12 protein-coding genes are annotated in these 14143 nt (G+C 72.5%); all 12 read right to left on the bottom strand.

What is annotated here, in order from left to right:
• Window positions 1–42: 42 nt before the first annotated feature.
• The 12 genes from HD594_RS09400 to HD594_RS09345 all read right to left on the bottom strand — a co-directional run bounded on the left by HD594_RS09400 (window position 43) and on the right by HD594_RS09345 (window position 14108).
• Window positions 43–846, bottom strand: a complete 804-nt coding sequence (locus HD594_RS09400) for a hypothetical protein (RefSeq protein WP_184750726.1) — start codon at window positions 844–846, stop codon at window positions 43–45.
• Window positions 843–1490: a SatD family protein gene (locus HD594_RS09395; protein ID WP_184750725.1), complete on the bottom strand. Its 648-nt coding sequence runs from the start codon at window positions 1488–1490 to the stop codon at window positions 843–845. Before HD594_RS09395 ends, HD594_RS09400 begins: the two co-directional genes overlap by 4 nt.
• A gap of 60 nt (window positions 1491–1550) precedes the next feature.
• A complete protein-coding gene (gene argH / locus HD594_RS09390) occupies window positions 1551–2981 on the bottom strand; it encodes an argininosuccinate lyase (RefSeq protein ID WP_184750724.1) in 1431 nt (476 codons plus the stop codon).
• A 9-nt stretch (window positions 2982–2990) separates the two neighbouring features.
• A complete protein-coding gene (locus HD594_RS09385; RefSeq protein WP_184750723.1) occupies window positions 2991–4145 on the bottom strand; it encodes a heparan-alpha-glucosaminide N-acetyltransferase domain-containing protein in 1155 nt (384 codons plus the stop codon).
• A 15-nt stretch (window positions 4146–4160) separates the two neighbouring features.
• Window positions 4161–5084: an ornithine carbamoyltransferase gene (argF, locus tag HD594_RS09380; RefSeq protein ID WP_184750722.1), complete on the bottom strand. Its 924-nt coding sequence runs from the start codon at window positions 5082–5084 to the stop codon at window positions 4161–4163.
• Window positions 5081–6298 carry an acetylornithine transaminase gene (locus tag HD594_RS09375; protein WP_184750721.1) on the bottom strand — a complete coding sequence of 406 codons (1218 nt, stop codon included), beginning with the start codon at window positions 6296–6298 and terminating at the stop codon, window positions 5081–5083. The genes argF and HD594_RS09375 overlap by 4 nt, the downstream gene beginning before the upstream one ends.
• Window positions 6295–7194, bottom strand: coding sequence for an acetylglutamate kinase (gene argB, locus HD594_RS09370; protein WP_184750720.1), 900 nt, complete (start codon window positions 7192–7194; stop codon window positions 6295–6297). Before argB ends, HD594_RS09375 begins: the two co-directional genes overlap by 4 nt.
• Window positions 7191–8348 carry a bifunctional glutamate N-acetyltransferase/amino-acid acetyltransferase ArgJ gene (gene argJ, locus HD594_RS09365; protein WP_184750719.1) on the bottom strand — a complete coding sequence of 386 codons (1158 nt, stop codon included), beginning with the start codon at window positions 8346–8348 and terminating at the stop codon, window positions 7191–7193. The genes argB and argJ overlap by 4 nt, the downstream gene beginning before the upstream one ends.
• Window positions 8345–9478: an N-acetyl-gamma-glutamyl-phosphate reductase gene (locus HD594_RS09360; RefSeq protein WP_184750718.1), complete on the bottom strand. Its 1134-nt coding sequence runs from the start codon at window positions 9476–9478 to the stop codon at window positions 8345–8347. Before HD594_RS09360 ends, argJ begins: the two co-directional genes overlap by 4 nt.
• 238 nt (window positions 9479–9716) lie before the next feature.
• A complete protein-coding gene (locus HD594_RS09355) occupies window positions 9717–10694 on the bottom strand; it encodes an NAD-dependent epimerase/dehydratase family protein (RefSeq protein ID WP_184750717.1) in 978 nt (325 codons plus the stop codon).
• Window positions 10691–11431 (bottom strand): dienelactone hydrolase family protein, encoded by a 741-nt coding sequence (locus tag HD594_RS09350; RefSeq protein WP_184750716.1) that lies wholly within the window; start codon window positions 11429–11431, stop codon window positions 10691–10693. The genes HD594_RS09355 and HD594_RS09350 overlap by 4 nt, the downstream gene beginning before the upstream one ends.
• Before the next feature lie 28 nt (window positions 11432–11459).
• Window positions 11460–14108: a cation-translocating P-type ATPase gene (locus tag HD594_RS09345; RefSeq protein WP_184750715.1), complete on the bottom strand. Its 2649-nt coding sequence runs from the start codon at window positions 14106–14108 to the stop codon at window positions 11460–11462.
• Window positions 14109–14143: the final 35 nt, after the last annotated feature.

Raw genomic sequence — 14143 nt, 5'->3', positions numbered from 1 at the left:
GCGCTTCAGGCTATCAGCGGGCGCGCCTCCGCTTCGTCGCCGTCACGCGATCGACAGCGACCACCACACCAGGGCCGCCGCCGACAGCGCCGTGACCCAGCTGACCATGCTGCCGATGAGGAAGTACTCGGCGCTGTTGCCCCGATCGCTGTCGCGCGAGATCTCGGGGAATCGCACGATCCCCTTCGCCGCGATGAACGCCGCGACGAGCGTGTAGGCGCCCAGCAGCGTGAGCGAGAACACCAGGACTCGCTCGAGCGGCCCGATCAGACGACCGCCCTTGAGACTCGGCTCGTGCGCGAGCGGCTGCGGCGCGGCGGGCGCCGTCCCCTCGACGGCGACCTCCTCGGCGAGGGCATCGTCGTCGACGGTCTCGGCGTCGGGGGCGGATGCCGCCTCACTCGGACTCGTGGCCCCCGAGCCGACCGAGTTGAGCGCGAGCCGCACCACGACGTTCGCCGACTCGAACAGGAAGACCACGGCGCCCACGGCGAGGACCGCCGCGTCGAATGAGAGCTCGCCGCCGGGCGTCGGGAACGCCCAGACCTCGGCGATCACTCCCGCCGACGCGCGAGGCGGGATGCTCATGACCGCGAGGGCGCACAGCACGCCCAGCGCCAAGGCGGGCCAGAACGCCGCGCGCACGGGACGATGGGTGGGCACCGCCCACACCCACCCGGCCGCGACGACGACGGCCACGATCGCCTCGAGCAGGGCGGCGGCCGAGACGCCGATCGCGAGGATCACCAGACCCACGACGAGGTAGCCCAGCCAGCGGCGCGGCACGAACGCGCGCACGAGGTCGGCGCCGCCGACGCCGAGAAGGATGAGTCCCGCGAGGATCACACCGTCACCCCCGTCTCGAGCGCGGCGAACCCCTCGACGAGGGCCGAGGAGCCCGCACCGGCGAGAACCTGCGAGACGGCCGGCTGCGTGATCCCCTCTTCGCGAGCGAGGTCCGCCTGGGTCCGGCCGATGCATCGCCCGTACGTGAGCCGGCGAGCCCGCTCGCTCATGGCGCCGACGAGCTCGTCGCGGGCGAGCGCGTACGCGTTCGCCATGTCGATGGTGGCCTGCATACCGGCATCCTCCTCGGGGGCGCCGACGATCCACGTGCGGGCGCTCGGCGCGGCGCGACGCTGCTTGGCCTCGACCGACTCGACGGCGTCGCGGGCGACCCACCACCCGGGGCCCTCGGGGATCTCCCCCGCCGCCGACATGATCGTCTCGACGGGGCCGACGCCGAGCCCGAAGCGGAGCTCGATGCCATCGGGGAGCGCGAGCTGCAGGAGCAGCACCGCGCGCAGCGCCGACGGCAGATCGGGGTACACGCCCTGGAACTCGTCGCCGGCGGTCGCGCGCAGTCGCTCTACGGCCGCGGGGCGATCGTCCTCGACGCGCGCGATCGCGGCGTCGATCGCGGCTTGCGCGCCCGCCCGGTCGGCGAGGCGTCGCGAGCCGATGATGTCGGCGATCACGGCGACGGTCATGCCGTCATGATACGGCTTATGAACGTGAAAGATAAGCCCTTTGCTTATCTTTACCCGATCTCAGAGCCCGAGGGCGTGCGCCGCATGCTGCACACGCGCGATCAACTCGGCCCGCTGCTCCTCGACGCGTACCCCGGCGGTCCCGCCGACGCCCGTTCGCGAGGCGACGGAGCCTTCGATCGTGAGCACCTCGCGGACCTCGGGCGACAGGTGCGGCGAGATCTCGGCGAGCGACGCGTCGTCGACCTCGTGCAGCTCGATCCCGCGCTCTTCGCACACGCGGACCATGTGGCCCGAGATCTCGTGCGCGTCGCGGAACGGAACACCGCGCTTGACCAGCCACTCCGCCACATCCGTCGCGAGCGAGAAGCCCTGCGGCGCGAGCTCGGCCATGCGGTCGGTGTGGAAGCGCAGCGTCGCGATCATCCCGGCGAACGCGGGCAGGACGACCTCGAGCGTGCGCACCGAGTCGAAGACCGGCTCCTTGTCCTCCTGCAGATCGCGGTTGTACGCCAGCGGGAGGGCCTTGAGCGTGGCCAGGAGGCCCGTGAGGTTGCCGATGAGTCGCCCCGACTTGCCGCGCGCGAGCTCGGCGATGTCGGGGTTCTTCTTCTGGGGCATGATGCTCGACCCCGTCGAATAGCCGTCGTCGAGCGTGACGAAGCCGAACTCGCGCGTGTTCCAGAGGATGATCTCCTCGGCCAGGCGCGAAACGTCGACGCCGATCATGGCGGCGATGAACGCGAACTCCGCCACGACGTCGCGCGCCGCCGTGCCGTCGAGCGAGTTCTCGGCCGGGCGGGCGAGCCCCAGGCTCTCGGCGACCAGCTGCGGGTCGAGGCCCAGCGTGGAGCCGGCGAGCGCTCCCCCGCCGTACGGCGAGACGGATGCGCGCGCCGACCAGTCGCGCAGGCGCTCGAGGTCGCGCACGAGCGGCCACGCATGGGCCTGCAGGTGGTGGGCCAGCAGCACCGGCTGGGCGTGCTGCAGATGCGTGCGTCCCGGCATGATCGCCTCGGGGTGCGCCTCGGCCTGCGCGACGAGCGCGTCGACGAGGCGCAGGATCTCGCGCGCGATCGTGCGCGCGTGGTCGAGCATGTACATGCGCACGAGGGTCGCGATCTGGTCGTTGCGGCTGCGGCCGGCGCGCAGCTTGCCGCCGAGCTCGGGCCCGACCTCGGCGATGAGCGCCTGCTCGAGGGCGCCGTGCACGTCCTCGTCGCCGGGCGACGGGCGGAGGGAGCCGTCGCGGATGCCGTCGGCGAGCGCGTCGAGGCCGGCGTGCATCGCCGCCTCCTCGTCGGCGGTGAGATAGCCCGCCGCGGCGAGCGCCTTCGCGTGGGCGTGGGATCCGGCCAGATCGTAGAGCGCCAGGTCCCAGTCGAAGTGGGTGGAACGGCTCAGCTCCGCCAGCTCCGGCGACGGTCCCGTCGCGAACCGGGCGCCCCACAGTGCGCCCTCGTTGGTGCCGTCGTGCTTGTCTTCGCTCACCGCACCAGCCTACCGAGGCGGCACGAGCCAGCGTCCCGCGGTGTCGAGCACGCGCTCCAGCGGACCGCGCCCCAGAAGGAGCGCCCATGCGGTGCAGCAGACGATGATGCCGATGGTCAGCGGCCAGAACGGATCGACCGCGCGGATGTCCCCGATCCCCGTGACACCGCCGAGCGCGAAGGCCTGGATGAGGGCGATGACGAGCAGCTGCACGACGTACGCGGTCAGCGGCATCGCGCCGACGGCCCGCAGCGGCAGCAGGGCGTAGCCGATCGGGCCCGTCCCGGCATCCGCCCTACCCCACGGACGGCACAGCAGCACGCACGCGGCGATCACGGCGATGGCCAGACCGCCCGAGCCGATGATCTCGGGCAGCCCGCTCGAGTGCGGCTCGGCGCTCCACACCCGGGCGAGATACGTCGAGGCGGATGCCGCGTCCGCCGGCGCCATCGCGTCGCCGATCGCGTCGCCGACGACGACGAGCGCGGCACCCGACACCACCGCGATCAGGAGCGTTCGCAGGCGCGTGAGACCGGCGCGGGCGAGCCCCAGGCCCGCCAGCACGAACGCGAACCACACCTCGAACGGATAGTGCCACCCGAGCACGGCCGATGCCTCGCGGCCGAGGGCGGTGCTCCAGAAGCCGAACCCCGCGAGCCACGCGTGCACGAACGGCATGACCACGGCCACCGCCCCCGCGGCGAGGAACAGGGTCCGCGCCGACGCACCCACGAGCGGTATGGCGAGGGCGAACATCACACCGTACGCGGGCAGGATCACGTAGACGGGAGTCGCGAGCAGCGTCAGGAACAGGCCGATCGCCCACAGCGCCGCGGCGCGCACCAGGAGCCTCCCCTGCAGCGTGCGGCGCGCAGGGCCCTCGACCGGCAGCCGGCCACCGGTGTACAGCCCGATCGACACACCCGCGAGGGTGGCGAAGAGGATCGACGAGTTGCCGTTCACGACGGCGTCCCACGTGCTCGGGTCGGCCCAGTCGAAGGTGCCGTCGATCACGAGGAGGTGCGCGGCGAACATGCCGATCACCGCGAGCCCGCGCGCGAAGTCGACACCCGCCACCCGCGGCGGCGCGTTCAGGTGGTCCCAGTGCGCGCGCAGGCTGCGCGGACGCCCCGTCTCGCTCTGCTGGCCCGCCGTCCGGGACATGTCACCCCCGGGCGGTCAGCCCTGGCGCAGCAGCCACACCAGCAGCGCCTTCTGGGCGTGCAGGCGGTTCTCCGCTTCGTCCCACACGACGCTCTGCGGACCGTCGATGACCTCGGAGTCCACCTCGTAGCCGCGGTCGGCGGGCAGGCAGTGGATGAAGATGGCGTCGTCCTGGGCGAGGGTCATCAGCTCCTGGGTGACCTTGTATCCGCCGAGGTCGCGCAGGCGCGCGAGCTTCTCCTCCTCCTTGCCCATCGACACCCACGTGTCCGTGACGATGACGTCGGCTCCGGCGGCGGCCTCGTTGGGATCGGTGTACAGGGTCACCGATCCGCCCGTCTCGGCCGCGCGGGCATCCGCGTCGGCGATGACGTCCTCGCGCGGCGCGTAGTCCTCGGGAGAGGCGACGCGCACGTGCATGCCGGCGGTGACGCCGGCCAGGACATAGGAGTGGGCCATGTTCGACATGCCGTCGCCGAAGAAGGCGAGGGTGAGGCCGGCGAGCTCGCCCTTGTGCTCCTTGATGGTGAGCAGGTCGGCGAGCAGCTGGCACGGGTGGAAGTCGTCGCTGAGGGCGTTGACGACCGGCACACGGGTGCCCCGCGCCATCTCCTCGAGCCCGGCCTGCGCGTAGGTGCGCCACACGATCGCGGCGACCTGTCGCTCGAGCACGCGCGCGGTGTCGGACGGGGTCTCCTTGCCGCCGAGCTGGCTGTTGGCGGTCGAGATGATCAGCGGCGATCCGCCGAGGTCGGCGATGCCGACCGCGAACGACACGCGCGTGCGCGTCGAGGACTTGTCGAAGATGACCGCGACGGTCTGGGGCCCCTCGAGGGCCTTGAGCTTGAATCGGTCCTGCTTGAGGTCGACGGCGAGATCCAGGATCTCGGCCTGCTCGGCGGCGCTCAGGTCGTCGTCGCGCAGCAGATGGCGGGTCATGCGGAGACCTCCGTGGATCCGTCGAGCACGAGCGCGTCCTGGACGGTGCGAAGGGCGGCGGTGAACAGCTCGATGAACTCGTCGATCTCCACGTCGCCGATCGTCAGCGCCGGTGCGAGGCGGATGGTCTCGTCGTTCGCGGCGTTGATGACCAGTCCGTGCTCCTGCGCGGCGGCGACGACGGCCTTGGCGACCGGGTGCGTCAGGGCGATGCCCACGAGGAGTCCCCGTCCGCGGCATCCGGCCACCAGCGGCGAGCCGATCCCGAGGATCGCCTCGCGCAGCCGGTCGCCCTGCTCGGCGGCGTTCGCCACCAGCCCCGCGGTCTCGATCTCGTCCAGGACGGCGTCGGCGACCGCGGTGCCCAGGGCGTTGCCGCCGAAGGTCGACCCGTGGGTCCCGGGGTAGAACAGGTCGCTGGCGGAGCCGTAGGTGATGAGGGCGCCGATGGGGAAGCCGCCGCCGATGCCCTTCGCGACCGTGATCGCGTCGGGGGTGATGCCGGAGTGCTGGAACGCGAACCACTCGCCCGTGCGCCCCGCGCCGGTCTGGATCTCGTCGATGATCAGCAGCGCCCCGTGCTTCTCGGTGAGCTCGCGCGCGGCCCGCAGGTATCCGTCGGGCAGATCGATGACGCCCGCCTCGCCCTTGATGGGCTCGACGAACAGGGCGGCGACGCGGTCGTCGAGCGCCTCCTCGAGCGCCTCGACGGTGGAATCGATGAACTCCACACCGCCGATCATCGGCAGGAACGGCTCCTGCATCCACGGCTTGCCGGTGAGGGCCAGCGTGCCCATGGTGCGCCCGTGGAAGGCGTCCTTGAGCGAGAGGATGCGGGGCCGGTCGGCGCCGCCGTGCAGGCGGGCGAGCTTGAACGCGGCTTCGTTGGCCTCGGCGCCGGAGTTGCCGAAGTACACGCGTCCCTCGTCGCCGGTGCCGGCGATGCGCTTGAGCCGGGCCGCGAGCGCGAGCTGCGGCGGCGTGGCGAAGTAGTTGGACACGTGCGCGAGGGTCGCCGCCTGACGCGAGATCGCGTCGACGAAGACCGGGTGGGCGTGCCCCAGCGAATTCACCGCGATGCCCGCGAGGAAGTCGAGGTAGCGCTTGCCGTCGGCATCCCACAGGTGCGCGCCCTCGCCGCGGACGAACATCGCCATCCGGTCGCCGAAGCTGCGCACGAGGTCGCGCCGCGCGTCATCCAGCCAAGTCGTCATCCCTGCACCACCTCTGTTCCGATTCCCTTGCTCGTGAAGATCTCGACGAGCACCGAGTGCGGCACCCGTCCGTCGATGATGGCCGCCGTGTCGACGCCGCCCTCGACCGCGTCCAGGCACGCGGTCATCTTCGGGATCATCCCCGACTCGAGCGACGGCAGCATCGCGCGCAGCTCGGTCGAGGTCAGGTGCGACACCAGAGAGTCCCGGTTGGGCCAGTCCGCGTAGAGCCCGGGCACGTCGGTGAGGACGACGAGCTTCGACGCCTTCAGCGCCACGGCGAGCGCCGCCGCCGCGGCATCCGCATTGACGTTCAGCGAGTGGCCGGGGTGGTCGAGATCGGGCGCGATCGACGAGACGACGGGGATGCGGCCGGCCGCCAGCTGGTCGAGCACCGGCTGCGGATCGACCTCCACCACATGGCCGACGCGGCCCAGGTCGTGCTCGATGCCGTCGACCGTCACGCCCCGGCGGCGTCCGCCGAACAGCCCCGCGTCCTCGCCGCTCAGCCCCGTCGCGAGAGGTCCGTGGGTGTTGATCTTGCCGACCAGCTGCGGATTGATCTGGCCGGTGAGCACCATGCGCACGACCGAGATCGCCTCGGTCGAGGTGACGCGGTAGCCGCCTTTGAACTCGCTCGGGATGGCGAGCCGGTCGAGCATCGACGAGATCTGCGGGCCCCCGCCGTGCACGACGACGGGCTTGACGCCCACGTAGCGGAGGTAGGCCATGTCGGCGGCGAAGGCGTCCTGCAGCTCCTCGCTGACCATGGCGTTGCCGCCGTACTTGACGACGATCACCTGGTCGCGGAAGCGGCGCAGCCAGGGCAGCGACTCGATGAGGGTGGCCGCCTTCGCGCTGGCGAGAGCCGGGTCGGTGTCTTGGAGGTCTGTCATGAGGAATACGCGCTGTTCTCGTGGACGTAGTCGTGGGTGAGGTCGTTGGTGAGGATGACCGCGGATGCCGTGCCGACCTTGAGGTCGATCACGAGCGAGACCGCGCGCGGGGCGAGGTCGACCTCTTCGCGGGGCCGGTCCGGACCGCCGGCCGAGCACACGCGCACGCCGTTGATCTCGACGTCGACCGCGTACGGGTCGAACTCCGCCTGGGTGGTGCCGATCGCGGCGAGCACGCGGCCCCAGTTCGGGTCGTTGCCGAAGATCGCCGCCTTGAACAGGTTGTTGCGGGCGACGGAGCGGCCGACCTCGACCGCGTCGTCCTCGGTCGCGGCGCCCACGACCTGGATCGTGATGTCGTGGCTGGCGCCCTCGGCATCCCGCTGGAGCTGGGCGGCGAGGTCGGTGCACACCTCGATGAGCCCGAAGCGGAACTCGTCCGGATCGGGTGCGGCGCCGGAGGCGCCGCTGGCCATGAGGGTCACCTGGTCGTTGGTCGACATGCAGCCGTCGGAGTCGAGACGGTCGAAGCTCACCCGGGTCGCGGCGCGCAGGTGCGCGTCGGTCTCGGCGGACGTGAGCTCGGCATCCGTCGTGATCACCACGAGCATCGTCGCCAGACCCGGCGCGAGCATGCCGGCGCCCTTGGCCATTCCGCCGATCGTCCAGCCGTCACCGCGGTAGACGCTGGTCTTCGACACCGAGTCGGTCGTCATGATCGCCTCGGCGGCATCCTGACCGCCGTCGGCCGACAGGTTCGCGATGGCGTCCGCCGTGCCGGTGAGCACCTTCTGACGGAACACCTCGTCGCCGGTGCCGATGAGGCCCGTCGAGCACACCACGACGTCGCCCGGGCTGATCCCGAGCAGCTCCGCGGCCTTCTCGGCGGTGGCGTGCGTCGTCTGGAAGCCGAAGGCGCCGGTGAAGCAGTTCGCCCCGCCGGAGTTGAGCACGATCGCCTCGACGACGCCGTCCTGCACCACCTGCTCCGACCACAGGATCGGGTTCGCCTTGGCGCGATTGCTCGTGAACACGGCCGCCCCCGCGTGGAGCGGGCCGCGGTTGACGACGACGGCGACGTCCGGCTTGCCGGTGGACTTCAGCTGCGCGACGACGCCGGCCGCCTCGAATCCCTGCGGTGCGGTGACGCTCACGGCGCGACTCCGTTCACGGTCAGGCCGGTGCCTTCGGGAAGGCCCAGCGCGATGTTCATGGACTGCACGGCCGCGCCCGCGGTGCCCTTGACGAGGTTGTCGACGGCGGTGACGACCGTGACGCGGTTCGCGGCCCGGTCGATCGCGAGCCCCATCAGCGCCGTGTTCGCGCCGACCACGTCGGCGGTGCGCGGGAAGTGTCCCTCGGGCAGCAGCTGCACGAACGTCTCGTCGCCGTAGGCGGCCTCCCACGCGCCGCGGATGTCGGCATCCGTCCCTCCCGGTGCGATCGGCGCCGTGGAGGTCGCGAGGATGCCGCGGGCCATCGGCACGAGCACGGGCGTGAACGAGATGCGGATGCCGTCGTCGCCGGCCGCGTCGGAGAATCCGCGCTTCGTCGGAGCATCTGAGCCAGATCCTCCGGCGGTGGCCGAGTTCTCCGACGATGCGCCGGCCGCCCGCGCGTGCGCGAGCGCCTGGCGGATCTCGGGGATGTGGCGGTGCGTGCCGCCGACGGCGTACGGATTCGCGGTGCCGAGGATCTCGCTGGCGAGCAGGTTCGTCTTCAGGCTCTTGCCGGCGCCCGACGGACCGACCGCGAGCACCGTGACGATGTCGGACGGGTCGATGACGCCCGCCGCCACGCCGGGCGCGAGGCTCAGGCTCACCGTCGAGGCGTTGCAGCCCGGTGCCGCGATGCGGGTCGCACCGGCGAGGCGCTCGCGCTGCTTCCCGTCGCCGACCGGGAGCTCGGGCACGCCGTAGGTCCACGGCTCGTGGAAGGCGCCGCCGTAGAACGCGTCCCACGCGTCCTGCGACTCGAGGCGGTGGTCGGCGCCGGCGTCGATGACGAGCGGCGCGGCGCCGAGCGCATCGGTGTACTGCCCCGACTGCCCGTGCGGCAGGGCGAGGAAGACGATGTCGTGCCCGGCGAGGATCTCGGGGGTCGTCTCCTGCAGGGTCAGGTGCGACAGCGACCGCAGATGCGGCTGGTGCTGGATCAGCGGCTGGCCCGCGTTCGAATGCGCCGTGACGGTGCGGATATCGACGTCGGGATGAGAGGCGAGGATCCGGAGGATCTCGCCTCCCGCATAGCCGGAGGCGCCGGAGACGGCGACCGAATAGGTCATGGATTCCACCTTAGAGTCTGGGCAGGCCCCTTCCGCGTCGCGCGACAGGGGCGGAAACATCGGCGGCGGCGACTCCGTGCGCCTCGACCCGCCGGAGCGGGGAGCGCGCGGGGTCGCCTAGAGTCGGCGTCCGCCCAGACGTCGGCGCGCGGGAACGGCGCTCGGAAGGAGCGCTGCGAGACCCGTGACCGCCGAAGGCATGCGCCGACGATAGCGGCCTGCGCGCGGCATCCGCAACTCAGGCGCCGAGCGCGTCGATGATCGACAGTTCGTCGGGCCGCGTCAGGCCCGCCCGGCGCTCACGCTCGAGTCCGAGCGCCCGCTCGTGCGCCAGGGCCCGCTCGAGCGTCTCGGTGAGGGGTGCGTGCTGCCCGCCCTCGCGCAGGTACGTCTCGATGGAGCGCGTCGCGAAGCCCGGCATGTCCGCCGGGAGCCACAGCGGCAGCGAGCGCGGACCCATCCAGTACGCGACATCGTGCGCGAGCAGGTCGGCGTCGGATGCCGCGACGACCGTCCCGGTGTGCCCGGCGACCGCGCGCGCCGCGCGCAGCACATCGGAAAGCGGGGCCGACGGGCCCGTGGCGTTCGCGACGCCGTGCCACCGCTTCTCTCCCCGGTCGACGAGGAAGCGCGCGAGGTCGTCGACGTCGATCACCTGCGAGCGCCGCTCGTCCCCCGGGACGAGGACGGGCCCGTCCGCGGCGAGCGCGAAGCGCCCCACCCAGTAGCCGAACCGGTCGGTCGGGTCGCCGTCGCCGACGATGAGGCCTGGCCGGACGACGGCGGCGCGATCGCCGCACGCGGCGCGCACGGATGCCTCGGCGGCGGACTTCGCACGCGCGTAGTCGTACGCGTCTCCCGGCAGCGCGGGCTCGGCGAGAGCCGCCGACTCGTCGGCGCCCGCGACGTCGTCGGCGGCGTACACCGACAGCGACGACACGTACGTCCAGTGCCGCGCGCGTTCGCCGAGCGCTCCGGCCGCCTGCGCGACGTGTGACGGCATCGACGACACGTCGACGACCTCGTCCCACTCGTGCGCGGCGACCGCGGCGTAGGCATCCCGCGTCTCGCGGTCGCCGACGACGAGCGCGGCGCCGTCGGGAGCCGGGCGGCCGCCCCGCGCGAGGCACGTGACACGCGCGCCGCGCGCCAGCCACTCGCGGGCGACCCGGCCGCTCAGCCATCCCGTGCCGCCGAGGACGAGGACGTCGGTCACGCCAGACGCTCCGCGAAGAAGCCGGTGACCCGCCGCCACGCGTCGGCGGCGGCAGCCGCGTCGTAGCGCCGCCCGGTGTCGTTGAAGAACGCGTGCGCCGCGTCCGGGTAGACCACCGCCTCGAACTCGACGCCGGCGGCGGCCATGTCGGCGCGCACCTGCGGCAGGGCGTCGATGAGAGCCGGGTCGTGGGCGCCGTAGAGGGCGAGGACCGGCGCCGAGATCGTCGCCATCCGCTCCGGCGCGGGCGCGGTGCCGTAGAACGGCGCCGCCGCGCGGATGCGGTCGTCGGAGGCTGCGAGCAGGAACGTGTAGGTGCCGCCGAAGCAGAAGCCCGTCACGCCGATGCGGCCGTCGACGCCGGGCTCGGCCTCGAGCAGGTCCACGGTGGCGCGCAGAGCCGATACCGCCCATCCCGCGTAGTCCGGCGCGCGCATCCCCGACATCGCCTCGCGCATCATCGGCTGGGCGGCGATCCGTCGCTCCTCGTCGCCGCCGGTCATGATCTCGAACAGCTCCTCGCCGAGCGCCGGCGCGACGCCGGCGTGCGACAGGATGTCGGGTGCCGCCACGACGTACCCCTCCGCCGCGAGACGATCGGCGACCGCGACGATGTGGGGCACCAGTCCCCAGATCTCGTGGATGACCACGAGGGCGCCGCGCGGCGATCCGGTCGGGCGCGCGAGGTGCACGCCGAAGGTGTCACCGTCGGCGGTGAGGGTGATCGTGCCGGTCATGTCGTTCCTCTCGCCGGGGCGGCCACGGTCAGTCTTGCATCTCGTCGACGAGGCGCCGCCGCCGCAGCAGAAGCCACCGCGCGAACTTCTCGGCTTCGACGAGGACGAGGACGGATGCCGCGACCGCGGCGCATCCCGCCCACTCGAGCAGGCTCAGCGGCGTGACCTCGAGCAGCGCCGCCGCCGGCTCCCACACGGTCACCGCCCACATCACGCCGACCGCGAGGGCTGCGGTGACGACGAGCGCCTTGTTGCGCAGCGGGCTCAGCCGCACGAGCGACGTCCGCTCGGCGCGGGCATTGCCCACCTGATAGAAGTTCAGCAGCACGAACGTGGCCATCGCGAGGGTGCGCGCGTGATCGACGTCGGCGCCGGTGTTCAGCGACCAGGCGAACACCGCGAGCACGACCAGGCCCATCCACACGCCCGTCACCGCCGTGCGGGCCCACAGCACGCGTGAGAGCACTCCCTCGCGGCGGCCGCGGGGCGGACGGGCCAGCTCATCGCCCTCGCCCGGTTCGAGGGCGAGAGCTATGTCCTGGATGCCGGTGGTGACGAGGTTGATCCAGATCATCTGGACCGGCAGGAACAGCAGCGGCTGATCGATCAGCACGTTCGCCGACAGCGCGAACACGGCCGCGAGCGCCGTGGAGAGCAGGAAGAACGTCGCCTTGCGGATGGCGCCGAACGTCACGCGCCCCTGCTCGACCGCCTCGACGATGGTCGTGAAGTCGTCGTCGGTGAGCACGAGGTCGGCCGCGTCGCGTGCGACATCCGTTCCGCCGCGACCCATCGCGACGCCGACCGATGCCGCGCGCAGGGCCGGGGCGTCGTTCACGCCGTCGCCGGTGGCCGCGACCGTCTCGCCGCCGCGCTGGAGCACCTCGACGATGCGCAGCTTGTCCCCCGGCGCGACGCGCGCGGCGACGCCCGCCTCCTCGAGCCGCGCGGTCAGGACCCGGTCGTCGAGCTCGGCCATCTCGGCTCCGGTGACCGGCGGGCGGTCCGTGGCGATCCCCAGCCGCCGAGCGATCGCCTGCGCGGTCTCGGGGTGGTCGCCGGTGATCATCTTCACCGCGATGCCGGCGCTGCGGCACTCCGCGACGGCGTCGGCGACGCCCGCGCGCGGCGGGTCGTCCATGCCCTCGAGTCCGAGCAGCGTCATGCCGCTCGGCGGCGCGTCCACCGCGGCGTCCGGCGGCAGCACGCGCTCGGCGACCGCGATGACGCGCAGTCCGTCGCGCGACAGCCGGGCGTTCTCGATCATCACCAGCTCGACGTCGTACGGGACGGTGCCGCCGGGCACCGCCAGGCTCTCGCACAGGGCGCCGACGACCTCGGGCGCACCCTTGACGTACTGCATCCGCGCCCCGTCGGGTTCGCGGACGACGGTCAGCGAATACCGCCGGGCCGGCTCGTACGGCACGTGGTGCTCGGGCGGCCGGGCGCGCTCCACGGCCGAGACGGCGCCGGCGGTCAGCGCGACCGAGGCCATGGCGACATCGACGGCGTCGCCCGCGAGGTCTCCGCGCGCGGACTCGCCCGCCTCGTTCGTCAGCGCGCCGGCGCGCAGTAGGCGCATGGTCAGCTGATCGGTCGCCTCACCGGGCACGATGTCGCCGTCCATCGTCCACAGCCGCTCGACGGTCAGACGGTTCTCGGTGAGGGTCCCCGTCTTGTCCGACGCGATCACCGTGGTGGAGCCGAGCGTCTCGACCGCCGGGAGCGTGCGCACGATCGCCCCGCGCCGCGCCATGCGCGAGACGCCGACGCTCATGGCGACCGTGAAGATGATCGGCAGCGACTCCGGGATCGCGGCGACGGCGAGCGCCACCGCCACGCGGAACATGTCCGAGACGGAATACCCGCTGACCAGTCCCGCGGCGAACACGAACACGACCGAGATCAGCACCACCACGCCGATGCGGCGCTCGAGGCTGTGCGTGAGCTTCTGCAGCGGCGTGCGGGGCGGCTTGCGGCGCACGAGGGCGCTGATCTCGCCGAGCTGCGTGCGCGCACCGGTGGCCACGACGATGCCCGCGCCGCGGCCGCTCGAGACGAGGGTCCCGGTGAACAGCATGTCGGTCTGGTCCGCGACCGCGGTGTCGGCTGCGACCGGGGCGGTGCCCTTCAGGACGGCGAGCGACTCCCCGGTGAGCAGCGATTCGTCGGCCAGCAGCGCGTTGACCTCAACCAGCCGGGCGTCGGCGGGAACGCGGTCGCCGCTCTCGACGAGCACGAGGTCGCCGGGGACGACGTCCTCCGCCGGGATCACCTCGACGACGCCGCCGCGCCGCACGCGCGCGGACGTCGTGGCCAGCTCCTGGAGCGCGCGCACGTCGCGCGCCGCCTTGCGCTCCTGCCAGAAGCCGAGGGCGGCGTTCAGCGCCAGCACGAGGAAGATCGCGCCGGCGTCGACCCAGTGGCGCTGGATCGAGGTCACGATGCCGGCGACGATCAGGATCGCGATCAGCGGGCTGATGAACTGGCGCGCCAGCACCACCCACCAGGGCGTCGGCGGCGGCGCCGGGAGCGCGTTCGGGCCCCATCGCGCCAGCCGATCGGCGGCGTCCTCGGGACTGAGTCCCCCGACGCTCGCGCCCAGTTCGGCGCACACCGTCGGCACGTCGCGCGCGCACCACCCCGACGCGGGCGCCGCCGCGCGTTCGGGCACCATCTCTCGCCTCCCTGGCCGGTGGATCCCACCCTACT

Source organism: Microbacterium thalassium (assembly GCF_014208045.1).
Taxonomy (GTDB): Bacteria; Actinomycetota; Actinomycetes; order Actinomycetales; family Microbacteriaceae; genus Microbacterium; species Microbacterium thalassium.
This window is presented reverse-complemented; position numbering and strand designations above follow the sequence as displayed.

What these genes read in the sequence shown, in the direction of transcription:
- HD594_RS09395 (WP_184750725.1), bottom strand. Translation starts at nt 1,490, where the DNA reads ATGACCGTCGCCGTGATCGCCGACATCATCGGCTCGCGACGCCTCGCC.
- HD594_RS09385 (WP_184750723.1), bottom strand. Translation starts at nt 4,145, where the DNA reads ATGTCCCGGACGGCGGGCCAGCAGAGCGAGACGGGGCGTCCGCGCAGC.
- argF (WP_184750722.1), bottom strand. Translation starts at nt 5,084, where the DNA reads ATGACCCGCCATCTGCTGCGCGACGACGACCTGAGCGCCGCCGAGCAG.
- HD594_RS09375 (WP_184750721.1), bottom strand. Translation starts at nt 6,298, where the DNA reads ATGACGACTTGGCTGGATGACGCGCGGCGCGACCTCGTGCGCAGCTTC.
- argB (WP_184750720.1), bottom strand. Translation starts at nt 7,194, where the DNA reads ATGACAGACCTCCAAGACACCGACCCGGCTCTCGCCAGCGCGAAGGCG.
- HD594_RS09360 (WP_184750718.1), bottom strand. Translation starts at nt 9,478, where the DNA reads ATGACCTATTCGGTCGCCGTCTCCGGCGCCTCCGGCTATGCGGGAGGC.
- HD594_RS09350 (WP_184750716.1), bottom strand. Translation starts at nt 11,431, where the DNA reads ATGACCGGCACGATCACCCTCACCGCCGACGGTGACACCTTCGGCGTG.
- HD594_RS09345 (WP_184750715.1), bottom strand. Translation starts at nt 14,108, where the DNA reads ATGGTGCCCGAACGCGCGGCGGCGCCCGCGTCGGGGTGGTGCGCGCGC.